Source organism: Cardiobacterium sp., from assembly GCF_057314735.1.
The window spans coordinates 13,225-36,200 of record NZ_DBHKZK010000057.1 but is presented as its reverse complement, the minus strand read 5'-3'; the positions used below and the strand labels follow the sequence as shown (position 1 = coordinate 36,200).

Annotated in this window: 23 protein-coding genes and 3 tRNA genes (1 of these 26 running past the window's edge); 8 read left to right on the top strand and 18 right to left on the bottom strand. The window is 60.1% G+C overall.

The window, feature by feature from the left end:
* The 3 genes from ACO54Z_RS07825 to ACO54Z_RS07815 all read left to right on the top strand — a co-directional run.
* Nucleotides 1-53: transfer RNA gene (locus ACO54Z_RS07825), tRNA-Arg, on the top strand (it extends 124 nt beyond the left edge of the window).
* Nucleotides 54-80: 27 nt separating this feature from the next.
* Nucleotides 81-157: transfer RNA gene (locus tag ACO54Z_RS07820), tRNA-Arg, on the top strand.
* A 41-nt stretch (nucleotides 158-198) separates the two neighbouring features.
* Nucleotides 199-999, top strand: a complete 801-nt coding sequence (locus ACO54Z_RS07815; RefSeq protein ID WP_485996504.1) for an ATP-grasp domain-containing protein — start codon at nucleotides 199-201, stop codon at nucleotides 997-999.
* Nucleotides 1,000-1,091: 92 nt separating this feature from the next.
* Here ACO54Z_RS07815 and metG read toward each other — a convergent pair whose 3' ends face one another.
* The gene (metG, locus tag ACO54Z_RS07810; RefSeq protein WP_485996503.1) at nucleotides 1,092-3,116 is read right to left on the bottom strand and encodes a methionine--tRNA ligase; all 2,025 of its coding nucleotides are present in this window, start codon (nucleotides 3,114-3,116) and stop codon (nucleotides 1,092-1,094) included.
* A gap of 97 nt (nucleotides 3,117-3,213) precedes the next feature.
* Here metG and ACO54Z_RS07805 point away from each other — a divergent pair, with 97 nt between their 5' ends.
* The 4 genes from ACO54Z_RS07805 (at nucleotide 3,214) to ACO54Z_RS07790 (ending at nucleotide 5,964) form a co-directional block, all read left to right on the top strand.
* A complete protein-coding gene (locus ACO54Z_RS07805) occupies nucleotides 3,214-3,564 on the top strand; it encodes a glucarate dehydratase (RefSeq protein WP_298079979.1) in 351 nt (116 codons plus the stop codon).
* A 106-nt stretch (nucleotides 3,565-3,670) separates the two neighbouring features.
* On the top strand, nucleotides 3,671-4,219 hold the full coding sequence (locus tag ACO54Z_RS07800) for a C40 family peptidase (protein WP_485996502.1): 549 nt from the start codon (nucleotides 3,671-3,673) through the stop codon (nucleotides 4,217-4,219).
* 160 nt (nucleotides 4,220-4,379) lie between these two features.
* A complete protein-coding gene (gene ung / locus ACO54Z_RS07795) occupies nucleotides 4,380-5,078 on the top strand; it encodes a uracil-DNA glycosylase (RefSeq protein ID WP_298079981.1) in 699 nt (232 codons plus the stop codon).
* A gap of 58 nt (nucleotides 5,079-5,136) precedes the next feature.
* Nucleotides 5,137-5,964 carry a hypothetical protein gene (locus tag ACO54Z_RS07790; protein ID WP_485996501.1) on the top strand — a complete coding sequence of 276 codons (828 nt, stop codon included), beginning with the start codon at nucleotides 5,137-5,139 and terminating at the stop codon, nucleotides 5,962-5,964.
* On the opposite strand, the gene ACO54Z_RS07785 is transcribed toward ACO54Z_RS07790, so the two are convergent.
* The 14 genes from ACO54Z_RS07785 to ACO54Z_RS07720 all read right to left on the bottom strand — a co-directional run bounded on the left by ACO54Z_RS07785 (nucleotide 5,945) and on the right by ACO54Z_RS07720 (nucleotide 17,454).
* The gene (locus ACO54Z_RS07785) at nucleotides 5,945-6,640 is read right to left on the bottom strand and encodes a hypothetical protein (RefSeq protein ID WP_485996500.1); all 696 of its coding nucleotides are present in this window, start codon (nucleotides 6,638-6,640) and stop codon (nucleotides 5,945-5,947) included. The two genes, ACO54Z_RS07790 and ACO54Z_RS07785, sit on opposite strands and share 20 nt — an antisense overlap.
* 135 nt (nucleotides 6,641-6,775) lie before the next feature.
* Nucleotides 6,776-7,723: a transaldolase gene (gene tal / locus ACO54Z_RS07780; RefSeq protein ID WP_485996499.1), complete on the bottom strand. Its 948-nt coding sequence runs from the start codon at nucleotides 7,721-7,723 to the stop codon at nucleotides 6,776-6,778.
* Nucleotides 7,724-7,740: 17 nt separating this feature from the next.
* Nucleotides 7,741-8,286, bottom strand: a complete 546-nt coding sequence (locus ACO54Z_RS07775; RefSeq protein ID WP_485996498.1) for a 5' nucleotidase, NT5C type — start codon at nucleotides 8,284-8,286, stop codon at nucleotides 7,741-7,743.
* Between the two features lie 100 nt (nucleotides 8,287-8,386).
* Complete coding sequence (locus tag ACO54Z_RS07770; protein ID WP_485996497.1) at nucleotides 8,387-8,689, bottom strand: PTS sugar transporter subunit IIB; 303 nt, start codon at nucleotides 8,687-8,689, stop codon at nucleotides 8,387-8,389.
* Nucleotides 8,690-8,762: 73 nt separating this feature from the next.
* Nucleotides 8,763-8,849, bottom strand: a tRNA-Leu gene (locus ACO54Z_RS07765).
* 222 nt (nucleotides 8,850-9,071) lie between these two features.
* Nucleotides 9,072-9,380: an HU family DNA-binding protein gene (locus tag ACO54Z_RS07760; protein ID WP_298080120.1), complete on the bottom strand. Its 309-nt coding sequence runs from the start codon at nucleotides 9,378-9,380 to the stop codon at nucleotides 9,072-9,074.
* Nucleotides 9,381-9,616: 236 nt separating this feature from the next.
* Entirely contained in the window at nucleotides 9,617-10,318 is a 702-nt protein-coding gene (locus ACO54Z_RS07755; RefSeq protein ID WP_485996496.1) for an ABC transporter ATP-binding protein, read from the bottom strand.
* Nucleotides 10,318-11,079 carry a high-affinity branched-chain amino acid ABC transporter ATP-binding protein LivG gene (gene livG / locus ACO54Z_RS07750; RefSeq protein ID WP_485996495.1) on the bottom strand — a complete coding sequence of 254 codons (762 nt, stop codon included), beginning with the start codon at nucleotides 11,077-11,079 and terminating at the stop codon, nucleotides 10,318-10,320. Before livG ends, ACO54Z_RS07755 begins: the two co-directional genes overlap by 1 nt.
* The gene (gene livM, locus ACO54Z_RS07745; RefSeq protein WP_485996494.1) at nucleotides 11,076-12,302 is read right to left on the bottom strand and encodes a high-affinity branched-chain amino acid ABC transporter permease LivM; all 1,227 of its coding nucleotides are present in this window, start codon (nucleotides 12,300-12,302) and stop codon (nucleotides 11,076-11,078) included. The genes livG and livM overlap by 4 nt, the downstream gene beginning before the upstream one ends.
* Nucleotides 12,302-13,216 carry a high-affinity branched-chain amino acid ABC transporter permease LivH gene (gene livH / locus ACO54Z_RS07740; RefSeq protein WP_485996493.1) on the bottom strand — a complete coding sequence of 305 codons (915 nt, stop codon included), beginning with the start codon at nucleotides 13,214-13,216 and terminating at the stop codon, nucleotides 12,302-12,304. The genes livM and livH overlap by 1 nt, the downstream gene beginning before the upstream one ends.
* 571 nt (nucleotides 13,217-13,787) lie before the next feature.
* Nucleotides 13,788-14,885: a high-affinity branched-chain amino acid ABC transporter substrate-binding protein gene (locus tag ACO54Z_RS07735; RefSeq protein WP_298080115.1), complete on the bottom strand. Its 1,098-nt coding sequence runs from the start codon at nucleotides 14,883-14,885 to the stop codon at nucleotides 13,788-13,790.
* A gap of 633 nt (nucleotides 14,886-15,518) precedes the next feature.
* Nucleotides 15,519-15,944: a cytochrome b gene (locus tag ACO54Z_RS07730; RefSeq protein WP_485996492.1), complete on the bottom strand. Its 426-nt coding sequence runs from the start codon at nucleotides 15,942-15,944 to the stop codon at nucleotides 15,519-15,521.
* Entirely contained in the window at nucleotides 15,941-16,969 is a 1,029-nt protein-coding gene (locus ACO54Z_RS07725; protein WP_485996491.1) for an FRG domain-containing protein, read from the bottom strand. The genes ACO54Z_RS07730 and ACO54Z_RS07725 overlap by 4 nt, the downstream gene beginning before the upstream one ends.
* 65 nt (nucleotides 16,970-17,034) lie before the next feature.
* Entirely contained in the window at nucleotides 17,035-17,454 is a 420-nt protein-coding gene (locus ACO54Z_RS07720) for an AAA family ATPase (protein WP_485996490.1), read from the bottom strand.
* A 174-nt stretch (nucleotides 17,455-17,628) separates the two neighbouring features.
* Here ACO54Z_RS07720 and asd point away from each other — a divergent pair, with 174 nt between their 5' ends.
* Nucleotides 17,629-18,738 carry an aspartate-semialdehyde dehydrogenase gene (gene asd / locus ACO54Z_RS07715; RefSeq protein WP_485996489.1) on the top strand — a complete coding sequence of 370 codons (1,110 nt, stop codon included), beginning with the start codon at nucleotides 17,629-17,631 and terminating at the stop codon, nucleotides 18,736-18,738.
* A 457-nt stretch (nucleotides 18,739-19,195) separates the two neighbouring features.
* Here asd and ACO54Z_RS07710 read toward each other — a convergent pair whose 3' ends face one another.
* The 3 genes from ACO54Z_RS07710 to ACO54Z_RS07700 all read right to left on the bottom strand — a co-directional run bounded on the left by ACO54Z_RS07710 (nucleotide 19,196) and on the right by ACO54Z_RS07700 (nucleotide 22,976).
* Nucleotides 19,196-20,137, bottom strand: coding sequence for a tagatose kinase (locus ACO54Z_RS07710; RefSeq protein WP_485996488.1), 942 nt, complete (start codon nucleotides 20,135-20,137; stop codon nucleotides 19,196-19,198).
* A gap of 366 nt (nucleotides 20,138-20,503) precedes the next feature.
* Nucleotides 20,504-21,463, bottom strand: a complete 960-nt coding sequence (locus tag ACO54Z_RS07705; RefSeq protein ID WP_485996487.1) for an ABC transporter permease — start codon at nucleotides 21,461-21,463, stop codon at nucleotides 20,504-20,506.
* Nucleotides 21,450-22,976, bottom strand: a complete 1,527-nt coding sequence (locus ACO54Z_RS07700) for a sugar ABC transporter ATP-binding protein (RefSeq protein ID WP_485996486.1) — start codon at nucleotides 22,974-22,976, stop codon at nucleotides 21,450-21,452. The genes ACO54Z_RS07705 and ACO54Z_RS07700 overlap by 14 nt, the downstream gene beginning before the upstream one ends.

Sequence of the window (22,976 nt, the reverse complement as noted above, 5' to 3'; positions counted from 1 at the left end):
GTACCTGGCTACGAACCAGGCGGTCGGAGGTTCGAATCCTTCCGGGCGCGCCACATACTTCTGTCTTCCTTTTGATTAGTGCGCCCGTAGCTCAGTTGGATAGAGTACCTGGCTACGAACCAGGCGGTCGGAGGTTCGAATCCTTCCGGGCGCGCCACACATTCAGCGGCTTCAAGCCGCTTTTTTCATATCTGCACCATGCCAACCATCTACATCGCCACCTGCCGCGAATGGCCGCAGGGCAACGCCGACCTGCGTGCGCTTGCCGCCGCGCTCCACGCCGAACTCCTGCCTTGGCAGGACATCACTCCCGCTGCCGCGCACATCGTGCTGCCGCTTGCAGCCTGGGATTACAGCACCCAACCCGATGCTTACTTGGATTGGCTCGCTGCGCTGGAAGCGGCGAATGTGCGCGTCATCAATCCGCCCGCCTTGCAACGCTGGAACCTCGACAAACGTTACCTCTGCGAACTGGCGGCACAAGGCCTTGTTGTCACACCCGGTATCGCACTGCTGCCGGGCGATGATTGGATGCAGGCTGTTGCCAACAGCGGCTGGGACAACCCCGTCGTCAAACCGCTCATCGGCCAAAGCGGGCGCGGCGTGCGCCGCCTTGATGGCGAACTGCCCACACTGGCCGACTACCCGCAGGGCGCGTTGTTGCAACCCTTCATCGAAAGCCCCATCGGCGAAATCTGCCTGATTTACCTCGGCGGCACCTTCTCGCACGCCGCGCATCGCCGCCCCGCGCCGCAGGAATGGCGCGCCAATTCCGCCTACGGCGTGGAAATCCTGCCCGTCCGTCCCGAACCCGCCTGGCTGGCGCGCGCGGCAGCAGTGTTGCCGCACCTGTCGGTTGCGCCGCTTTACGCCCGCATTGACGGGCTGATTGACGCGAACGGCGACTTTCTCATTAACGAAGTCGAGCTGATTGAACCGGCACTGTATCTCTCCCTGCATCCGCCTGCTCTTGAATCCCTGCGCAATCTCATCGTTTAGCGCCTGTTTGGAGTCTGCGGGTAAAGCGAAATTGCCCCTCCCCCGCTGCGAACGCTGCGCGTCCTGCGAGGGAGGGGCAATTGGGTTGCCGTTTAGCTGATTTTCATCCCCGGCTGGACGCCGTCGCCGGGTTGCAGCAGGTGCAGTTCGTTGCCGCGCGTGGCGGAAAGTATCATCCCGGTGGAGACGCCGAAGCGCATTTTGCGCGGCGCGAGGTTCGCCACATAGACGACGTTTTTGCCGATGAGCTCTTCGGGCTGGTAGTACGCTTTGATGCCGGAGAACACTTCGCGCTCGCCCAGTTCGCCCACGTCCAGTTTGAAGCGCAGCAGTTTGTCCGAGCCGTCAATGTGGCTGCATTCGAGCACGCGGGCGATGCGCAGGTCGGGTTTGGCAAAGTCGTCGATGGTGATCCACGCGGTTTCTGCGGCGGGTTTTGCCTTGCCCACGGCGGCTTCTTCTTTCAGGTCTTCTTTGCTGTCGGCGATGATGGCGTCGGTTTGCGCGGTCTCGATGCGCCGCATCATCGGCGTGAACGGCTGGATGGTCGCGCCGAGCAGCGGCGTTTGCGCGTCCGCCCAGGCGAGCGGGGTGATGTTGAGCAGCGCTTCGGCATCCGCCGCCACTTGCGGCAGTACGGGTTTGAGGTAGGTGATGAGCTGGCGGAAGGCGTTGATGCCGACGGTGGCGATGCCCTGCACTTCGGCGCGGCTGGCGTCGTCCTTGATTTTCACCCACGGTTTTTCGGCGTCGATGTATTCGTTGGCGGCGTCGGCGAGTTTCATGATGTCGCGAATGGCGCTGCTGTATTCGCGCTGTTCGTAAGCGGAAGCAATTTCGTCGGCCTTGGCGGCGAATTGGTTGAAGAGCGCGTCATCGGGCAGGGTGGCGGCGAGGGCGCCGTCGAAGTGTTTGCTGATAAAGGGCGCGCAGCGGCTGGCGAGGTTCACCAGTTTGCCGACCAGATCGCTGTTGGCTTTTTGGCGGAAGTCGTCGAGGTTGAGGTCGAGGTCTTCGACGCGCGCGCTGAGTTTGCTGGCGAAGTAGTAGCGCAGGTATTCGGGGCGCAGGTGTTTGAGGTAGGTTTCGGCCTTGATGAAGGTGCCGCGCGATTTGCTCATTTTTTCGCCGTTGACGGTGAGGAAGCCGTGGCAGTTCACCCCGGTCGGCTGGCGGTAGCCCGCGCCTTTGAGCATCGCCGGCCAGAAGAGCATATGGAAGTAGGCGATGTCCTTGCCGATGAAGTGGTAAAGCTCGGTGTCGTGGCCGGGGCGCCAGAAGGCGTCAAAATCCAGCCCTTCGCGGTCGCAGAGGGCGCGGAAGCTCGCCATGTAGCCGACCGGCGCGTCCAGCCAGACGTAGAAGTATTTGCCGGGCGCGTCCGGGATTTCAAAGCCCCAGTAGGGCGCATCGCGCGAGATGTCCCACGGTTGCAGGCCTTCAACGAACCATTCGCCCAGTTTGTTGCGCATGGAATCCTGCAACTGCGCGCTTTGCAGCCAGTCGCGGAGGAAGGCGTCAAACGCGGGCAGGTCGAAGAAGTAGTGTTCGCTGTCGCGCTCCACCGGGGTTGCGCCGGAAAGGGCGGAGTAGGGGTTGATGAGGTCGGTCGGGGCGTAGGTGGTGCCGCAGACTTCGCAGTTGTCGCCGTACTGGTCTTTGCTGTGGCATTTCGGGCATTCGCCCTTGACGAAGCGGTCGGGCAGGAACAGTTGTTTTTCCGGGTCAAAAAGCTGCGAGATGGTGCGGTGCAGGATATGCCCGCCGTTGTCCAGCGCGCGGTAGATGGATGCGGTCAGCTCACGGTTTTCTTCGCTGTGGGTGCTGTGGTACTGGTGATGGTCAATGAGGAAGCCACGGAAATCGCGCAAATGCTCGCTGTGGCTTTTGTCGATGAGCTGCTGCGGCGTAATGCCTTCTTTTTCCGCGCGCAACATGATGGGCGTGCCGTGTGCGTCGTCGGCGCAGACGTAATGGCACTCGTGGCCACGCAGGCGCTGGAAGCGTACCCAAATATCGGTCTGGATGTATTCGACCATGTGACCGAGGTGAATCGCGCCGTTGGCGTAGGGCAGGGCGCTGGTGACAAGAATGCGGCGTTTCGGGGCGTGCGGCATGGCAAGGCTCTCATGTGATTAAAGAAAGCACGCATTTTAGCAAATGCGCCCCGCCCGCCCGCTATAATCGCCGCTCCCTTTATAGATGGAGAATCCCGTGAACGGCTCACTTTTTTGGCTGCTGTTGCGCTACGCCGAACTGGTCAACCCGAACCGCCTCGTCAAACCCGCCCCGGCAGTATCATCCTCCTATTACTACGAATGCCTGCGCAAAAGCGGCAACGCCAGCGGCGCCGAAGAAAGCTGCGCCTTTCTCGCCCTTGGCCAGCTGGACGGCGACATCGAACAAATCCACTTCCGCCACATGGACGATCCCGCCTGGCAGGAAAGCCTGCAAGCCTTCAAAAACTACCGCGCCGCGCGCTGCCGGCTGGAAGACAAAGAAGAACTGCGCTGCCGCATCCGCCTCGCGCAACAATACCTGAACGAATTGCAATCTTTGCCGTAATGTTGGCACGAAGAAAAACAAGGTATTAGCAAATTCGGGTTTGACGCTGCAAAAAACGCGCGGGTATAGTGCGCGCCTTCCAAATCCGAAACACAATGCTAACCCCATGAAAAAAGAAACCTTCTTTGGTCTGACGATGCTGACTCTCGCCGGATGCAGCACCACTTCCCAACAAACCGCCGCGCTGGATGCGCCCCGCCTCGAACTCGAAAGCCTCAAACCGGAACAGGCGCCCGCGCCGCGCCGCCTCGTTGCCAGCCACAACCCCACTCGCAACCGCCTCATCGCCGACAGCAAACAACTCATCGGCACCCGCTACCGCTACGGCGGCGCCAGCGAAAAAACGGGCTTCGACTGCTCCGGCCTCGTCCAGCACGTCTTCGCCCAACAAGGCTACCGCCTGCCGCGCAGCAGCAGCGAGCAGTTCAACCAACTGCTGCCGGTGAAAGAACCGCGTCCGGGCGACCTCATCTTCTTCCGCCACGGCAAGGGCAAAGTGAGCCACGTCGGCATCTACCTCGGCAACCAGAAAATGCTGCATTCGCCGTCGCCGGGCAAAAAGGTGGAAATTACCCGCATCGACCAGGATTACTGGAAAAAACGCTACGCCGGCGCCCGCGCCGTGGTGCAGGAACGCGTCACCGTCTCGCGCTGATGGCGCTTGTTGACAGAAGACCGCCGCAAGGCGGTTTTTTATGTCTGCAATTCTCGTCGCAAACCGCCGCAATCCCTTTGCCAGCGGGCGGGGCGTGTGGCACAATCGCATCCGCATTTTTACCGTTCTTTAACCATTCCTGACATTCCAGAAAAACATCATGACTCCTGAAATTACCGTAAATCCTGATGACGTCCAAATCGAAAGCGGCTGGAAAACCGCCCTCTACGAAGAATTTACCAAGCCTTACTTCGCCCACATCAAAACCATCCTGATGGCCGCGAAAGACGCGCACATCCCCGTCTATCCACCCGGCAAACTCATTTTCAATGCCTTTAACCGCACCCCTTACGACCGCGTCCGCGTCGTCATCCTCGGCCAAGACCCCTATCACCAGCCGGGGCAGGCGATGGGGCTGTCGTTCTCCGTGCCGCAGGGAATGCGCATCCCGCCCTCACTGCAAAACATTTACAAAGAGCTGGAGCGCAGCATCCCCGGCTTTGTTATGCCGCGTCACGGCGACCTCAGCGCCTGGGCCGACCAGGGCGTGCTGCTGCTCAACGCCAGCCTGACCGTCGAACGCGGCAAGGCGGGCAGCCACAGCCGCATCGGCTGGCATCTCTTTACCAACGCCGTGATTGAGCACCTCTCGCGCGAACGCCGCGACCTCATCTTCATGCTCTGGGGCAACTTCGCCAAAGAAAAAATGCGGCTGATTGATGCCGACAAACACTACATCCTCACCTCCGTCCACCCGTCGCCGTTGGCGGGTAACGGCTTCATCGGCTGCCAGCACTTCGCCAGCGCCAACGAAATCCTGCAATCGCGCGGCGAAGCGCCGATTGACTGGCAGGTCTGAACAACACCACCGGGCGCAACGCCCGGTTTTTTTCAATTCCCGTACCGCCGGAGAAGCCATGCCAAACAAGACCGCCACCTTGCTCTGCTGCGGCATCCTCGCTGCCCTCTGCTGGAGCCTCGCCGATATGCTGCTCGTCGGCTTCGTCCCGCATCCTGCGCACTACCCACGCCTGCTGACGCTGGACGCTGCCATGACCGGTGATACCGCTTTCGCCGCGCTGATGCAAACCGCATCGCCTGCCCGCCGCTTCTGGGGTGTCGTTCCCGCCACCTTTAGCGTTGCCGGTTATCTCATCGCGACCGCAGGTCTTGCGCGCTTGCTGGAACCGGCGCGGCTGAGCCGTGTCGCCCTCGCGCTCATTTTCATCAGCTATGCGTTGATGCCGCTCGCCCATGCCGGATTCTTCTACCTAGGCGCGAGCGCACAAACACTCATCGCGGTCAGCGATGCCGACGTGCCGCTGCTCGTCGCGCAATACAACTACTTCTATCAACTGCTTGCCGTTCACTGGATTGCTGCCATCACCATCAGCGCCTGCGGCTGGTTGCTTGTCGCCGTGCAAATGGCGCGCGGCCGCAGCATACTGCCGCGTCGGCTCGTGCTGCTGACACCGCTGCCGCTCAGTCTTGTATTGGCCTCGCCTGCGGATGTTTTCCCGCCTCGCCCTTGGCGGCGATGCTCGGCGGTGCTATGTTCAACCTCGCGCAACTGCTCTTCTACAGCGCCGCATGGCGATATGCTGCGCGCTATTCCGCCAACCCCCGGTGGCGCGACCCGTATAGTCGTCCACCGAAAGCCTCATACGGTGGATGGCTATAAAAAAGAAAAGGCGGGTTTTACCCGCCTTGTTTCGTCTGTCGCCGTCACATTTGTTGGATACTGATTTGGCCGCTTTCGATGGCGGAGAGGAGCTCCTGTGCCTGCGCATCGTTCGGGTTGGCGCGGGTGTACTCTTTCAGCACTTTGACGGATTCGTTGCGTTTGTCCTGAGCGAGTAGCGCCATCGCCAGCGGTACGGCGCTGTCGCGGTTGCCGCTTTTGTAGGCGGCGCGCAGTTGGGTGACGGCGGCGTCGGCTTTGCCCACCGAGGCGAGGAAGCGGCCGTATTCGTCCTGGATGTCAGCCTTGCGGTTGGCAGGCGAGAGTTGCAGCAGTTTTTGGTAGTTGGCTTCGGCTTTTTCGCCGTAGCCGGGCTGGTCGAGGTTGTGACCGATCCAGTCGAGGCGGGCGCTCATCAGCAGGCTGGCGAGATGCGCTTCGCTCGCTTTGCCGCCTGCGCGCGGGGCGCTGTTTTCGCTCATGTTGTCCAGCACGATGGCGATGGGTGCGAGGTCGGTGATGGCCTGTTGGCGATCGGCGTCGCTGTCGAATTGGGGCGGGTATTCGCTGGCGTGGGCGGCGAGGTTGCCCAGCGCGTTTTGCAGTGCCTGGATGTTGACGGTAATCGGCGGATGTTCCGGGCTGCCGTTGATGAGGCTGTTCGGGTCAAGGCGCGGGTAGGGTGCGGCGTGGAGGCTGGTGCTGGCGAGCAGACTAAGGGTGAGCAGGGTTTTCTTCATGGTTTCCTGGGTCTCCTGGGGTTTCGGAAAGGGAATGCGTGTCCGTCAGGACGCGCACGGGTTTCGGGGGTATCAATCGGGTTGCAGGGGGGGGGCACGCTCCGTCCCTCTGCCGGTTTGCATGAGGGATATGGTTCAGAGTTTGGCGGCAAGCATCGCTTCCAGTTTTTCCTGGTCGGCGGCGAATTTGCGGATGCCTTCGGCCAGTTTTTCAACCGCCATCGGGTCACTGTTGTGTTGCCAGAGGAATTCGGCTTCGGTCAGCGGTGCCGGTTTTTCTTTGGATGCGCCTTTGTCTTCGAGTTTGCGCGGCAGCGCGGCGTCGCTCGCTTGCAGTTCGGCGAGTAATCCCGGCGCGATGGTGAGGCGGTCGCAGCCGGCCAGTTCGGTGATTTCGCCCCGGTTGCGGAAGCTCGCGCCCATGACGATGGTCGGATAGCCGTGCTCTTTGTAGTAGCGGTAGATGGCGGTGACGGACTGGACGCCGGGGTCTTCCGCCGGGGCGTAGTCTTTGCCGTCGTGCGCCTTGTACCAGTCGAGGATGCGGCCGACGAAGGGCGAGATGAGGGTTACGCCCGCTTCGGCGCAGGCGCGCGCCTGTGCTTGTGAAAACAGCAGGGTGAGGTTGCAGTTGATGCCTTCTTTTTCCAGCGTTTCGGCGGCGCGGATGCCTTGCCAGGTGGCGGCGATTTTGATGAGGATGCGTTCACGGCCGACGCCTGCCGCCTGGTAGAGGGCGATGATTTTGCGCGCCTTGGCGACGGTGGCGGCGCTGTCGTAGGAGAGGCGGGCATCCACTTCGGTGGAGATGCGGCCAGGGATGAAGTTGAGAATTTCGAGACCGATGTTTACCGCCAGTTTGTCTTCAGCGTCGGTGAGTTGCTGGGCGCGGTCATCGCTTTGTTTTTTGCCGTAGGCGATGGCGTTGTCGATGAGCGGCGCGTATTGCGGCAGCGCCGAGGCGGCGAGGACGAGCGAGGGGTTGGTGGTCGCGTCCTGCGGCTGGTACTGGCGGATGGCTTCGATGTCGCCGGTGTCGGCAACGACGACGGTCATGGCTTTGAGGGCTTCGAGTTGGTTCATGGTGGGTCTCCTTGGGTTTAGGGGTTAAGCAGCGTGTTCCAGCTTGCCGGGTCGTCCCAGCGGATACGGTGCGCGGCGGGAATGTGGCGGTTGTAGGGGGCGTCGTAGTGCCAGTGTTGCCAGTCGGGGGTGCGAACGCCGCTGATGTCGGGCTTGTCGTCGATGAGGATGTCGCCGTGGATGAGGGTTTTGTCTTTGGTGAGGATGACGCGCGCCGTCCAGTCAAAGCCGAGGTGCTGCTCGACCCAGGCGATTTTTTCGCCGACGCAGTAGCGGTAGTTGGTAATCGGCGCGGTACAGATGCGCACGTCGTGTCCGGCGGCAAGCAGGGCGCGGGCGGCGTCCAGCGCGCCTGTAATCGGGCGGAGTCCGGCGAAGAAGCCGGGGGCGGAGTAGAGGTCGATGAGCGCGTCTTTGTGTTCCGGGGCGACTTCGTCGCGCACGTAGAATTTTTGCCGTGGTTGCGGTAGCGGCACCGGCGTGCCGTAGCGGCTTTGCCAGCCGTGGGCGATGCCGTGTTCAAAGTCGGCGAGGACGCCGTCCTGGTCGAGCAGGATAATCATCGGTGGTTGTCCAGGCTGTCGGAATTTTGTGCTTGCAGCCAGTCAAGGGCGGGGCAATGGCAGCGCTCGGCGCGGCGCAGGGTATCGGGGGACATGGCAGTCAGGGGTTGTCAGCGGGCGCGAAACCGGCGTCTTGCAGGCGCAGGCGGATTTCTTCGAGGGAGAGGATGTTGCGCATACCGATGACGGTGGTTCCCGCATCGGCCGCGTTTTTGAAGATGCTGGCGAAGCTGGTGGCGCAGAAGATGATGTCGTAGTCGCGGGCGAGGGTTTTGGCTTCACTGATGGCACAGTGATGGATGCTTTCAAACGGGATGCGGTACTCTTGCAGGACTTGTTCGACTTTCGCTTTCATGACAGGCCCGGTGCCGGTGCCGTGCGCGCAGGTGACGAGGATTTTCATGAGGTGCTCCTGATTGCTCAAGAATGCCCGGCCAAAAGAAAAGCCCCGCAGCAGGCGGGGCTTTGTGGGTATCTGGTGCCTAAGGAGAGACTCGAACTCTCAAGGTGTTACCACCGGCGGATTTTGAATCCGCTGCGTCTACCAGTTCCGCCACTCAGGCTGGGCAAGGCGCGCATTATAAGGGGTTTTGTTTTTTGCGCAAGTTTTCGAGGGAATGCGGGAGATATTCAAAGGCGACCGGATGGTCGCCTTTAGGGGCTGTTTACAATTGGGCGTAATACATTGATTTTGAATAGAAATGCCAATTTTAAGCCTTTTGCGCATTCCTAATAAAATCAGTTCGTTACCATGAATTGTAAACACGCCCTAGTGTGCCAAGGTTTTATTTGCCTTTTTTGGCGGGTTTACCTTTGGCGGTGACGTTCAGGGCGTCTTTGAGTTTTTTGCCGGCCTTGAATGCGGGGGTGATGCTGGCCGCAATCTGGATTTCCTTGCCGGTTTGCGGGTTGCGTCCGGTACGAGCGGCGCGTTCGCGGGTTTCAAAGGTGCCGAAGCCAATCAGGGTAACTTTGTCACCTTTTTTCAGGGTCTCGGTTACGCTTTCGAGTACGGCTTCCAGCGCTTTGCCTGCCTGGGCTTTGGTAATGTCAGCAGCGGCAGCGATTGCGTCTACTAATTCCGTCTTGTTCATAGTTTACCTTTACTGTGAGTTTGTTGAATTTGTCCGGCGCGATGCACCGACGGCGAAATTTTATACAGTGATTATGCGGCGGCGCAATCCTTTTTTGCCTTTTCTTTTGTGTTTTTACTATGTTAGCGTTAGGGTTGGGGATAATATTCTGTTTTGTTTGGATAAATGCCGTTGCGGCATGAGCGGTTCCGGTGGGATTGTCCCGCCCCGTCGTTTCGCCGGGGCGGATTCGTCGCCTATCCGCCCAGATACGCCTTGCGCACCGCGTCACTGCTCAAGAGGTTTTCGCCCGTGTCGCTGTGGGTGATTTGTCCCAGTTCGAGGATGTAGCCCCGGTCGGCGATTTGCAGCGCCTTGTGCGCGTTTTGCTCGACGAGAAAGATGGTGATGCCCTGGTCGCGGATGTCGCGGATGATGTCGAAGATTTGCGCGATGATGATCGGCGCGAGGCCAAGCGAGGGTTCGTCCAACAGCAGCAGTTTCGGTTGCATCATCAGCCCCCGGCCAATAGCGAGCATTTGTTGTTCGCCGCCGGAAAGCGTGCCCGCGCGCTGGCTGCGCCGCTCCAACAGGCGCGGGAAGAGCTGGTAGATGTGTTCCAGTCCGCGTTTGTTCTCCGCCTTGCTGTGGTGGTAGCCGCCAAGCTCCAGGTTTTCTTCGATGGTCAGCGCCGGGAAGATGCGCCGTCCTTCGGGGACGAGGGCGATGCCGCGCTGGCTGATTTTGTGGGTCGGCACGCGGGCAAGGTTTTCGCCGCAGTATTCGATTTTGCCGGCACTCGCGCGCGGGTTGCCGCAGATGGTGTTGAGCAGGGTGCTTTTGCCCGCGCCGTTGGCGCCGATGAGGGTGATGATTTCGCCCGCCTCGATGTGCAGGTTGATGTTTTTCAGCGCTTCGATCGGGCCGTAGTGGGCGTGCAGGTTTTTGATGTGCAGCATCAGGCTTCTCCGAGGTAGGCTTTGATGACGTCCGGGTTGTTGCGGATGTCGTCCGGGCTGCCGTAGGCGATGGGGCGGCCGTTTTCCATCACCATGATGTGTTCGGAGACGCGCATGATGAGGCTCATGTCGTGCTCGATCAGCAGCACGCTGATGCCGTGTACGTCGCGCAGGGTTTCAATCAGGGTGACGAGCGCGGCGGTTTCTTGCGGGTTCAGTCCGGCGGCGGGTTCGTCGAGGATAAGCACGCGCGGCGCGGTCATCATGCAGCGCGCGATTTCCAGCCGCCGCTGCTGGCCGTAGGCGAGGCTGCCCGCCTCATGGTTGGCGAACGCGCGCAGTTCAAAGGTATCGAGCCATTTGGCGGCGTGTTCTTTGGCGAGGCGTTCGCTGTCGCGGTAGCGCCGGGTGCGCAGGATGCCGCTCCAGTAGCGGGTGTCGAGGTGGTTGTGCCGCGCAATCAGCAGGTTTTCCAGCACGGTCATGTCGCGGAAAAGGCGGATGTTCTGGAAGGTGCGGGTCAGGCCTTTTTGCGCGATGCGGTGGCTCGGCAGGCCGGTGATGTCTTCGCCGTCCAGGATGACCTGGCCGCCGCTCGGCTGGTAGAAGCCGCTGATGCAGTTGAAGACGGTGGTTTTGCCCGCGCCGTTCGGGCCGATGATGGCGGCGATTTGCCGCGCTTCCAGGGCGAAATTCACGTTTTCCACGGCAACAAGGCCGCCGAACTGCATCCGCAGGTTTTGGACGTCAAGCAGGCTCATTCGGGTAACTCCATTTTCGGGCGCTGCGCGGGTATCAGCCCCTGCGGCCGCCAAATCATCATCAGCACCATCACCGCGCCGAAGATAATCATGCGGTACTGCGAGAATTCGCGCGCGATTTCCGGGATGACGGTCAGCGCCAGCGCGGCCAGTATCACGCCGGTTTGCGAGCCCATGCCGCCCAGGACGACGATGGCGAGCATGATGGCGGATTCCCAGAAGGTGAAGGAATCGGGGGCGACCGAACCCTGCCAGGCGGCGTAAAACGCGCCCGCGAGTCCGGCAAACGCCGCGCCGATGGCGAACGCGGAGAGTTTGACCCCGGTGGTATTGACGCCGAGCGAGCGGCAGGCGATTTCATCCTCGCGCAGCGCTTCCCAGGCGCGCCCCACCGGCATCCGCAGCAGGCGGTTAATCACCCACAGCGTCAGCAGGCAGAGGGCGAGGATGATGAGATAGAGGAAAATGCCGCGCTGTTCGGTGCTGAAGGGAATGCCGAACAGCTCATGAAAAGGCGTTTCGCCCGCACCCGCCTTGCGGGTGAAGACGACGTTGAACAGCCCCGGCTTGGGAATATTGTTGATGCCTTTCGGCCCGTTGGTGAGACTGTCCAGATTGTTGAGCAGAATGCGGACAATCTCACCAAAACCGAGGGTGACAATAGCGAGATAATCGCCGCGCAGGCGTAATACCGGGAAACCGAGCAACAGGCCGAGCGTCCCGGCGAGCAGCGCCGCAATGGGCAGCGACGTCCAGAAACCGACGCCGTGCTGCGACAGGATGGCGTAGCAGTACGCGCCGACCGCATAAAAAGCGACATGGCCGAGGTCGAGCAGCCCGGCATAGCCGACGACGATGTTCAGACTCAAGCCAAGCATGACGTAAATCAGGGCGAGGGTGCCGATATTCACCGCGCCGCGCGAGCCAAACACCGGGACGAGAAAAGCGGCGACGATGAGCAGCGCCAGCACCCAGCCACGGTGATTCTCAATCGATGCGGCGGGGCTGAAACGCGGATTGCGCGGCAGGCGGTGCTTGGCGGCAATGGCGAGTGGCAACAGCAATTGCGCGACGAAGACCACGGCGGCGGCATACAGCGCGCGTTGCCAATCGCCTGTGAGCGATAATCCCTGCGCGCTTTGATTGAGATGCACGCCGAGAATGGGCAGGGTAATGAAAAAAGTCAGCGCGGCAGCAATCACCGCATAGCCAAAATAACGCATCAGACCTTCTCCACCTCAGGCTTGCCGAGAATACCGGAAGGGCGAATCAGCAAGACAATAATCAACAAAGAAAAGGCGACCAAATCCTTGTACTCGCTCGCCAAATAAGCGGACGCAAAACTTTCCGACAAACCCAAAATAAAACCGCCCAACATTGCCCCCGGAATCGAACCAATCCCGCCCAAAACGGCGGCAGTAAATGCCTTCATCCCGGCGACAAAACCCATATACGGCGTAATCGTGCCGTAATAAAGTGCGACCAATACCCCGGCAATGGCGGCGAGTGCCGCACCAATGACAAAGGTGAGGGCAATAATCTTGTCCGCATCAATACCGAGCAATTTCGCCATGCCAATATCGGCGGCACAAGCACGACACGCCATCCCCGTTTTCGATTTCTTGATAAACAAATTGAGCGCCAGCATTGCCAACAGCGTCACCACAAAAATAATGACCTGCAAGGCAGAGAGCGAAACACTCATGCCATTAGCATTGGCGAGCAGTTCCCAGCGCGCCGTCAAAACCGGTTGCAATGCAATATCCTTGTTGCTTTGCCCCAGGGCGACAAAATTCTGCAAAAAAATCGACATCCCGATGGCGGAAATGAGCGGCACCAAACGCGGACTGTTGCGCAACGGTTTGTAGGCAATCTTCTCGACCGCAAAGCCATAACCGCCGGTCAAAACCACCGCAATGACAATGGCGAGAAGAATCACCAGCGCCAGCGGCAAACCGAATGCGGGCAAACCGACCAGTGCCACCACGCCGATATAAGCGCCGAGCATATAAATCTCGCCGTGGGCAAAATTGATAAGGCCGATAATGCCATAGACCATCGTATAACCAATGGCAATCAGCGCATAAATGCTGCCGAGGGTGAGGCCGTTAATAATTTGTTGGAGGAAGTTGTACATAGACTGAATTTATAGGGTGCGGTTTGATGCACCATTGTTGGAAAAAAACGGGAAAGGCAGATTGCCAAACATTGCCTGTTTACATACACCCTGAGCGCTCAGGTGTATGTATAAAAATGATGCCATGCGGCTTGTTTGCTGCCCCCACCCTGCCCCTCCCCCACGGGGGAGGGGCAGGGTGGGGGCAGCAGATAATCCGCGAAGCGACACTATCCGATACCTCAACGAGTATTTGCCATTTACATACACCATGAGCGCTCAGGTGTATGTATAAATGACGCTACTGAAAATGGTGGATGCGGGAACCAATGCGCAAAAAAACTGCCGATTTGTCCCCTCCCTCGCAGGACGCGCCAGCGTCCGCAGCGGGGGAGGGTTAGGGTGGGGGTAGCGGTGTTTATTATCTAACCGCAAGCCATTTTGAACATCCGTTCCCTAAAACTAATAAAAATTGGGTTTAATTAGTAATGGTAGGGGCGGTTAGCGAGGAACGAGCGTAACCGCCCGCAAACAATGAAACGGGCGATTACGGCGCGAGCGCCTAACCGCCCCTACGACAATATAATTTCAATTACTCACTCTTCAAAACCTTCTTCCCGTCGGCGTGCAACTCATAAATCACCGAATGAAAATCCTTGAGGTCGCCGTTTTCCGCAAAACCAATCTTGCCAATGGCGGTGTCATACTCGCCCTCGCGCAGCGTCTTCGCAATCGTCTCCGGGTCGTCGCTGCCGCTGCGTTTCGCCGCCTCGGCAATCACCTGCACCGCCGCATAACTGGGCATGACGAACGGGCCGTTCGGGTCCTGCTTCTTCGCCTTGATGGCTTCCACAATCGCGGCGTTTTCCGGCGCGGCGGAAAAATCCTTCGGCACGGTCGCCAGCACACCTTCCGCCGCATTGCCCGCAATCGCAAACAAATCAACGTTATCCACGCCATCTGCGCCCATGAACACCGGCTTGAAGCCCTGGTCGGCGCCCTGACGCAAAATCGCGCCCGCTTCCGGGTGGAAACCGCCCCAATAAACAAAATCCACATTGGCGTTCTTCAGCTTGGTAATCAGCGCGGAAAAATCGCTCTGCCCCTTGTTCACGCCCTCAACAATCACTGGCTCAATGCCGCGCGCCTTCAGCCCGGCGGCGACCGCATCGACCAGCCCCTGCCCGTACGCCTGCTTGTCGTGCAGGAGCGCGATGTGCTTCGGCTTGATGACATCGGCGATATAAGCGGCGCTCACCGGCGCGCTTTGCAGGTCGGTGCCGATGGTGCGCAGGATGGTGCTGTAACCCTTCTGCGACAGCTCCGGCGAAGTGGAGGCGGCGGTAATCATCACGATGCCGTTCTCGTCATAAATCTCGGCGGCGGGCATGGTGGAGGACGAACAGAGGTGGCCGATGACGAACTTCACCCCGTCATTGACAATCTGGTTGGCGACCGTCACCGCCTGCTTCGGCTCGCAGGCATCGTCGTAGGTTTTCACGACCAGCTTCTTGCCGTTCAAACCGCCGTTGGCATTGACAAAATCAATGGCGGCTTCCGCGCCAATCTTCTGAATCGTGCCGTATTGCGTGACCGGCCCGGTCTCCGGCCCGGCAAGGGCGATGGTAATGGTGTCTTCGGCGTGGGCGCCCGCAGCGAACAGGGCGAGAACGAGCAGGGATTTTTTCATGACAACTCCGTGAATTTGAAGAAAGGTGGGCAGTTTCGGCAAAAGCGGCGGGGAAGTCAAGCGGAAAACGCTACGAATGGCGGTTAGGTGTGGTGAAAAACACCCTGAAGGGCGATGGGATAAGGTGAAAAACAACATTGCGGATGATGACAACCCCGGCGGTTCACCCCTGCAACAACCGCAAAAAAACCGGGCGTAGGGGCGGTTAGGCGAAGCCGTAACCGCCCGAGCATCTGCGGCAATAAACCTTGGTCATCGCCACAGGTCGGCCATGAATGGCCGACCTGCGCTGGTGGTTGTTTTGGCGGCGGTTGGCTGTCCGCCGAATGGTAAACAGTCCCTAAAAACCCGCCGCACGAAGCGCAAAAAACATCCACTGCGACTGCGTACAATCGCCGCCATCCCGGCCGGGATGCCCAAACCTTCAATCAAGGAGCATCCCATGAACAAAACCCTCACCGTCGCCCTGATACTGGCGACCCTCCCCGCCGTCCGCGCGGCGGATAGCACCGAAATCCGTCTCGGCCTCGCCACGGGTATGGCGCCGGAATATCCCGGCAGCGACCGCTACCGCGCCAGCGTCAATAAAAACCGCGCCCCGGCCTTGCCAACCCTCAGCATCCAGCGCCGCGCTCAATTACGACCCCGGCCGCCGCGAAAAAAGCAAAAACAAGGCGCGCTCGCTGCGCGGCTGTGCCAAAGGTCGCCGAAGCGGGTCGCCGCGTTTTCCGCGCTGCCGTCACGACCGGCGGCGGCGTCGCGGATGAGGGCGATGGTCGGCACGGTGAGCATGAGGAGGTAAAGCGCGAGATGCCCCAGGCGGGCGGCAAGGCTGGTGGCGCGCGGGCGCTGTTCGGTGGCAATCGCCCAGAGGATGCGGGCGAAAACAAGCATGAGGAGCAGGGTGCCGAGGGCTTTGTGCACGGGAATGAGAGTTTCTGTGTGGCCGGAGAGGTGCCAGGCAAGTGCGAGGAGGTACATGCAGGCGATGGCAACGGCCATGCTCCAGTGCAGGGCACGGCTGATGGTGCCGTAGTGGTTGGGGGTGTCGGGGGTCATTTTTGTCCTTTGTAGTAGTCCATAATTTCTTTCGCTTGTGCTTCCAGTTCGGGGAAGAGGGTGCGTTTGCTGATGCCGAAGGATTCGAGTTCTTGCCTGATGGGGGCTTTGCGTTTCGCTTTGACGAGGATTTTTTGTCTGTTTGAGGCGAGGCGTTGCCATTCATCAGGAATGACGGCAGCTTTTGTTTTACTGCCTTTGATGCCGAATAGCAGGAAGCAACCTTGTTGTCGTGAGATGCGCTGATTATTGAGTTTGGCGCGGACGCAGAGAACGCGATTAAAGTCACCAGGATTAATTGCTGGTCGAAAGTTTGGCTTGTCTGCTTGGATATCATGTAATAGAGAAATAACATGTACTTTTCGATTAAATTCATTAATTATTTCTCTATCTGTGCTTATTTGGGAAAGAATTGTATTTGGATCGTATGCAAGTGCCTCTCTAATATTATTGTTGCTTTTTTCTAGCTTTTCTAAAGCGCTTTGTCTTCTTACAATAGAATCTAGTTCATCTAGGATCTTTCTAGCCACTTCACTAATAGCAATTGGAGTAGATGAATACAATAGCTTAGTATAATTAAATTCCACAGATTGAAGTGAAAGAGCTGATAAAATTGCTACTGTATCGCTATCCCCATATTTTATTTGTTCATCCGGTATATCTAAAATTATCAGCTCACCATTTTTATCATGATGATCTTTATTCCAAGCAGAAAAATATAAAGCAACTAACGCATTCGTCGTTAAATCCAGCAAGCGGGTGCTGTATCCGTAATGCTGCAATTTCACCAGTTTTTCAAAGAGGGTATCGCTGGGCAAGAAATCATCGGGGCAATAGGTTAAGGCGTCTTTGATGATTTTGTCTTCATTTTCGATAAGGTGTTTTGCACGATAGATACTGGGCAGCATTTGCCAGTTTTCATCACCATGACCGCGAAAGAAGCGGGTATGTCCTTCTTTGGGTTCGCCGAGTGTTTGCAGGATTTGGGACAGGTCGCTGACGCTGTTTATTTCGGTTGTTTCCATGTTTTGGGTATCCGTTGGGTCAGGTTGGTAAGGAAATGTTGTTTGGCGGCGGGCTGAAGCCCGCCCTACGTTTTTTCAGGGGGCGGCGGAGCGGGGTGGTTCGCCGCTTCATCCAGTGCGCGCAGTTGTTCCAGTTTATCAGCGAGTTTGATTTCAAAGCCGCGCCGGTTTGGCTGATAGAAGTGGATGCCTGCTGCGGTCATCGCTTCCGGCAGGTAGGTTTGGCCGGCGGCGTAGGCTTGTGGTTCGTCGTGGGCGTCGGTGTAGAGTGCGCCGTCGCCGCCCGCCTTGTAGAGCCAGAGGTTGAGGAGCATATAGACCACGAACCATTGTGCGCTTTTCCAGCCGTATTGGTAGCCAATGCTGTCTTCGATTTGTCGTCTTGTATGGATGAATACCTGCATGGTTTTTCGCTGGATGTAGTGTTCGGCTTGTTGGGCGTTGGCGACAGGGGATTGGTCGGTTTTGTCCCAGAGGAGAATCATGGCGCGTCCTGGTGGGTTGATGGGCGGAATCCGCACAAATTAACACAGGCGGGCGTGAGGAAAAATTTTACGGCGCACGCTGCACGCGCGGCGAAGCGGCCACTCCGCCCGCTTGCAGCCATCCGGCAAAGGGCGTTTAATAGCCGCCCCTTTCCATTTAACCGAGGAATACTCATGAAAAAACTTGGCATTGTTGGCTGGCGCGGCATGGTTGGCTCCGTCCTCATCGGGCGGATGCAGGAAGAGCAGGACTTCGCCCACGTTGAAACCACCCTCTTTTCCACCTCGCAGGCGGGCGAAGCGGCGCCTGCCTTCGCCGGCAGCGGCAAAACCCTGCAAGACGCGCACAATCTCGATGCGCTCGCCGCAATGGACATCATCATCACCTGCCAGGGCGGCGACTACAGCAAGGCCATCCACCCGCAACTGCGCGCGCGCGGCTGGGACGGCTACTGGATTGACGCCGCCTCCGCCCTGCGCATGGACGACCGCGCCGTCATCATCCTTGACCCGGTGAACCGCAGCGTCATTGACCAGGCCATCCGCGACGGCAAAAAAGACTTCATCGGCGGCAACTGCACCGTTTCGCTGATGCTGATGGCGCTCGGCGGCCTCTTTGAAAACGACTTGGTCGAATGGCTGACCAGCATGACCTATCAGGCCGCTTCCGGCGCGGGTGCGAAAAATATGCGCGAACTGCTCGAAGGCATGGGCTACCTGCACGCACAAGTTGCGAGCGAACTCGCCGACCCGCGCAGCGCCATTCTCGACATCGACCGCAAGGTCAGCGCCGCGCTGCGCAGCGACGCCTACCCGACCGCCAACTTCGGCGTGCCGCTCGCGGGCAGCCTCATTCCGTGGATTGACGCCGACCTCGGCAACGGCCAGTCCAAGGAAGAATGGAAAGGCGGCGTGGAGACCAACAAAATTCTCGGCCGCAGCGCCAATCCCGTTCCCGTCGATGGCCTCTGCGTCCGCATCGGCGCGATGCGCTGCCACAGCCAGGCGATTACGATGAAGCTGAAGCAAGACCTGCCGCTCGCCGAAATCGAAAAACTGCTGGCAACGCACAACGACTGGGTCAAGGTTATCCCGAACACCAAGGAAGCCAGCATCCACGAGCTGACCCCGGCGAAAGTGAGCGGCACGCTCGCGGTACCCGTTGGCCGCCTGCGCAAGCTGGAGATGGGCGGCGAATACCTCTCCGCCTTCACCGTCGGCGACCAACTCCTCTGGGGCGCGGCCGAACCGCTGCGCCGGATGTTGCGTATTTTGATTGACTGATTGACGCCTCGCGCCAACAAAAGCCGGTTCATTGAACCGGCTTTTTTGCGGGTGGGGCAGGGCAGGGCGCGTAGGGTGGGGCTTGCCCCACCATAACGTCTTTGGTTTGCGGCAATCCTCGCAAAATTCTGTAACGGAGACGCAAGTCGGCCATTCATGGTCGACAGCAAAAAAGGTCGGGTATGTGTCCGACCTACGATGCGGTTTGAATGATTGTGCCGGTGGGGCAAGCCCCACCCTACAGACGGATGGCATTGTGGATTCACCGTACGCGGCTGGCGCTATCAGTTCGTAGGTCGGCCATTCATGACCGACAGCAAAAAAGGTCGGCATAAAGACCCGACCTACGATGCGGTTTGAATGATTGTGCTGGTGGGGCAAGCCCCACCCTACAGACGGATGGCATGGTTGATTCATCGGATGCGTACTGTGCGCGGCTGGCGGTGATTGCGGCGTGTCAGTCGCCCGTGCGGGCGAGCAGCGCGTCCAGCTCGGCCAGGGTGGAGGTACCTTCCATCGGGCCGATGCGGGTGACGGCGCGTGCGCCGGCGGCGTTGGCGTAGCGCAGGGCGCTGGCTGCATCGTGGCCGTTCAGGCGCAGGGCGATGTAGGCGCCGCCGAAGCTGTCGCCCGCGCCGGTCGGGTCGTCTTCGTGCACCGCAATGGGGGCGGCGTCAAGGCGGCCGTCCGCGCTGTAGTGGCTGGCACCTTGTTCGCCGCGTTTGAGCAGGATTTCTTTGATGCCGCGCGCGAGCAGTTCGGCGATGGCATCGCTTTCGTTTTGTGCAGTGGTGAAAAGATAAAGTTCGTCACCGGAGGGCAGGAAGATGTCGGTCGCGGCGAGGGTTTGTTGGAGTGCTTCGTGCAGGCCGGGCGCGCCGAGCAGTTCGCGGCGCAGGTTGGGGTCGAAGGAGATGCTGCCGCCGCGCGCCTTGATGGTGTGCAGCGCGTGCAGGGCGAGTGCGCGCATTCCGGGCGCGGCGAGTGCGCTGCCCATCAGGTGCAGGTGGTCGCAGCTGGCGATGAGGGCGTCGCTGGCGGCGGTCGCTTCGAGGCGGCCGCAGGCGCTATGGGTGATGTTGAAGACGAAGCGGCGACTGCCGTCTGCGCGGTAGCGGACGAAGGCGCTGCCGGTGCTTTCGCCGGGGGCGATGGTGATGCCGCTGGTATCCACGCCGTCTTGTTGCAGGCGGCGCAGGTTGAGGGTGCCGAAATCGTCGTCGCCGACGCGCGAGATGATGGCGCAGGGTGCGCCCAGTTTGCCGACTTGGTCGATGAAGATGGCGGGCGCACCGGAGGGGTAGGGGCCGGTGAGCGGCTGGGCTTCAAGGAAGCCGTCGCCTTTGCTGCTGGCGACGATTTCGACGAGGATTTCGCCGATGGTGAGGATTTTTTTCATGGGTGCCTTTGCGGTTTTTTGGGGTTTCTTTGATGACATCGGTGGTATGCGGGGGAGCCCCGTCCCCTCCCCCACAGGGGGGGAGGGGGGATGTCAGTTTGCAGGTCGGGCATTGATGCCCGAGCTGCGGTTATTCGGTTTACATACACGATAGCGAGGGAGGTGTATGTAAATGGCTTTGGCAGTGCTGCCCTCGCGCATCCTGTGGTGTGTGGAAAGGTATGGCGGCGGTGGCATGGATTCCTCTACCCCCACCCCGACCCTCCCCCGCTGCGGACGCTGGCGCGTCCTGCAGGGGAGGGAGCATATCGGCGGGCGACCGCAGGGCGAAGCCTGCAACACAGGGCGGGTTGAATTGTAAACAGCCTAGTCCTTCCGCCGTTTGGCGCGCACGTCCAGCCAGACGGCGATGATGATGACCACGCCTTTGACGATGAGCTGGTAGAAGTAGGGGACGGAGAGCATGTTCATGCCGTTGTTTAGCACGCCGATGATGAGCGCGCCGATGAGGGTGCCCGGCATGGTGCCGACGCCGCCGGAGAGGCTGGTACCGCCCAGGACGGCGGCGGCGATGGCGTCGAGTTCGTAGCTAAGCCCTGCGTTGGTTTGCGCCGAGTAGAGGCGCGAGGAGAGGAGGATGCCCGCGATGGCGGACATCACGCCGGAGAGGGTGAAGATGATGATTTTGATGCGGTTCACCCGGATGCCGGAGTAGAGTGCGGCTTCGCGGTTGCCGCCGGTGAGGTAGGTTTCCCGCCCGAAGACGGTCATGGAGAGGGCGATGTGGTTGGCGAGAAAGAGGACGAGCAGTATCCAGATGATGAGCGGTACGCCGAGGAAGTGGCTGGCGCCTATCGCCTGCCAGTTGGGGTCGCTGATCATCAGGGGCGCGCCGCCGGTCGGCAGGCTGACGAGGCCGCGGTAGATGCTCATGGTGGCGACGGTGACGATAAACGAGGGCAGGAGCAGGCGGGCGGTGAGCAGGCCGTTCACGGCGCCGAGGATGGCGCCTGCCGCCACGGTGATGAGCAGGGCGGCGGTGAAGCCGGTACCGAGGGCGAGGCTTTGTGCGCCGACCATTCCCGCGACGGCAATGATGGAGCCGACGGAGAGGTCGATTTCGCCGAGGAGGATGACCCAGGTCATGCCGAAGGCGGCAATGGCGACGACCGCGACTTGCTGGAAGATGTTCATGAAGTTTGCCAGTGAGAGGAAGCGGCTGTTGGCAATGGTAAAGACGGTGCAGAGGATGATGAGGGCGATGACGATGCCGCCGTATTGGCGCAGGAGCGGGTGGCGGACGAGGGGGCGGTCAGGCGTGGGCATGGGTTTGTCCTGTGGCGGCGGCCATGATGGTTTGCGGGTTGAAGTCGGCGGGGGCGAGGGTGGCGTTGACGCTGCCTTCGTGCATGACGACGATGCGGTCGGAGAGGCCGAGCAATTCCGGCAGTTCGGAGGAGACGAGGAGGATGGCGGTGCCTTCGGCGGCGAGCTGGCGGATGATGCGGTAGATATCAAATTTGGCGCCGACATCCACGCCGCGCGTCGGTTCGTCGAGGATGAGGACGTGCGGGTAGGTGCCGAGCCATTTGGCCAGCACGATTTTTTGTTGGTTGCCGCCGGAGAGGGTTTCGGCGGCGGCTTCGATGGAGGCGGTGCGTACCGCGAGGCGGGCGACGTCTGCGGTGGCGGCCTCGCGTTCGGCGGCGAAGTGGAGGAAGCCAAGGCGGGCGGCGAAGCGCTTGAGCGCGGCCATGCTGATGTTGCGCCGCACTGCCTGCGCCAGCACCAGTCCCTGCTCTTTGCGGTTTTCGGTGACGAAGCCGATGCCGTAGTGGATGGCGTCGGCGGGATGGCGGATGTGCACGGTTTCGTCGTCGAGGCGGACTTCGCCGCTCGCGGGCATCATGCCGAAGATGGCGTTCATCACTTCGGAGCGTCCGGCGCCGACGAGGCCGAAGAAGCCAAGGATTTCGCCGGGATGGACGGCGAAGGAAACGTCGCGAAAGGCGCGCGTATGGGTCAGTGCGCGGACTTCCAGCGCGGGCGGGGCGGCGTCCGGCGGCGGGGTTTGCGGCAGGCGCGGCGGGTACATTTGGTCCATGCGCCGCCCGACCATCAGCCGGATCAGTTCTTCGACGGTGGTTTCGCGGCGGGGCAGGGTGGTGATGTACTGGCCGTCGCGCATCACGGTGATGTCGTCGGAAAGTTGCATGATTTCCTCCATGCGGTGCGAGATGTAGATGACCGCTTTGCCCGCCGCTTTCAGGCGGGCGATGATGGCGAAGAGGATTTCCGCTTCGGCATCGGAGAGCGAGGAGGTCGGCTCGTCGAGGATGACGACTTTGGCGTCGTGGCTCAGCCCCTTGGCGATTTCCACCAACTGCCGCTGCGCGATGGAAAGGTCGGCGACGCGCGCCTCTACGTCCACCGGCAGTTGCAGTTCATCGACCAGTTGCCGCGCGCGGCGGTAGAGCGCACGGCGGTTGATGATGCCGTAGCGCGCCGGTTCGCGCGTGGCGAGGATGTTTTCGGCGACGGTGAGGTTGTTGCACAGGCTCAGCTCCTGAAAGACGACGGCGATGCCGCGCGCCGCTGCCTCGCGCGGGCTTGCAGGCGCATAGGGCGCGCCGTCGAGCGTCATACTGCCGCCGGACGGCTGATGCACTCCGGCGAGAATTTTGATCAGCGTCGATTTGCCCGCGCCGTTCTCGCCGAGCAGGGTATGTACCTGCCCGGCGCGCACGGTGAGATTGATGTCGCGCAGGGCGGCGACGCCGGTGAAAACTTTGCCGATGCCGCGTAATTGCAGCAGGGCATCATCCGCCGCGGCAGTCAT

Coding starts and splice junctions, on each gene's coding strand:
- ACO54Z_RS07785 (WP_485996500.1), bottom strand. CDS start 6,640: ATGAAGAAAACCCTGCTCACCCTTAGTCTGCTCGCCAGCACCAGCCTC.
- metG (WP_485996503.1), bottom strand. CDS start 3,116: ATGCCGCACGCCCCGAAACGCCGCATTCTTGTCACCAGCGCCCTGCCC.
- ACO54Z_RS07800 (WP_485996502.1), top strand. CDS start 3,671: ATGAAAAAAGAAACCTTCTTTGGTCTGACGATGCTGACTCTCGCCGGA.
- ACO54Z_RS07790 (WP_485996501.1), top strand. CDS start 5,137: ATGCCAAACAAGACCGCCACCTTGCTCTGCTGCGGCATCCTCGCTGCC.
- ACO54Z_RS07755 (WP_485996496.1), bottom strand. CDS start 10,318: ATGCTGCACATCAAAAACCTGCACGCCCACTACGGCCCGATCGAAGCG.
- ACO54Z_RS07815 (WP_485996504.1), top strand. CDS start 199: ATGCCAACCATCTACATCGCCACCTGCCGCGAATGGCCGCAGGGCAAC.
- livM (WP_485996494.1), bottom strand. CDS start 12,302: ATGCGTTATTTTGGCTATGCGGTGATTGCTGCCGCGCTGACTTTTTTC.
- ACO54Z_RS07720 (WP_485996490.1), bottom strand. CDS start 17,454: ATGATTCTCCTCTGGGACAAAACCGACCAATCCCCTGTCGCCAACGCC.
- ACO54Z_RS07725 (WP_485996491.1), bottom strand. CDS start 16,969: ATGGAAACAACCGAAATAAACAGCGTCAGCGACCTGTCCCAAATCCTG.
- livH (WP_485996493.1), bottom strand. CDS start 13,216: ATGTACAACTTCCTCCAACAAATTATTAACGGCCTCACCCTCGGCAGC.
- ung (WP_298079981.1), top strand. CDS start 4,380: ATGACTCCTGAAATTACCGTAAATCCTGATGACGTCCAAATCGAAAGC.
- ACO54Z_RS07775 (WP_485996498.1), bottom strand. CDS start 8,286: ATGATTATCCTGCTCGACCAGGACGGCGTCCTCGCCGACTTTGAACAC.
- asd (WP_485996489.1), top strand. CDS start 17,629: ATGAAAAAACTTGGCATTGTTGGCTGGCGCGGCATGGTTGGCTCCGTC.
- livG (WP_485996495.1), bottom strand. CDS start 11,079: ATGAGCCTGCTTGACGTCCAAAACCTGCGGATGCAGTTCGGCGGCCTT.
- ACO54Z_RS07710 (WP_485996488.1), bottom strand. CDS start 20,137: ATGAAAAAAATCCTCACCATCGGCGAAATCCTCGTCGAAATCGTCGCC.
- ACO54Z_RS07705 (WP_485996487.1), bottom strand. CDS start 21,463: ATGCCCACGCCTGACCGCCCCCTCGTCCGCCACCCGCTCCTGCGCCAA.
- tal (WP_485996499.1), bottom strand. CDS start 7,723: ATGAACCAACTCGAAGCCCTCAAAGCCATGACCGTCGTCGTTGCCGAC.
- ACO54Z_RS07735 (WP_298080115.1), bottom strand. CDS start 14,885: ATGAAAAAATCCCTGCTCGTTCTCGCCCTGTTCGCTGCGGGCGCCCAC.
- ACO54Z_RS07730 (WP_485996492.1), bottom strand. CDS start 15,944: ATGACCCCCGACACCCCCAACCACTACGGCACCATCAGCCGTGCCCTG.
- ACO54Z_RS07700 (WP_485996486.1), bottom strand. CDS start 22,976: ATGACTGCCGCGGCGGATGATGCCCTGCTGCAATTACGCGGCATCGGC.
- ACO54Z_RS07770 (WP_485996497.1), bottom strand. CDS start 8,689: ATGAAAATCCTCGTCACCTGCGCGCACGGCACCGGCACCGGGCCTGTC.
- ACO54Z_RS07760 (WP_298080120.1), bottom strand. CDS start 9,380: ATGAACAAGACGGAATTAGTAGACGCAATCGCTGCCGCTGCTGACATT.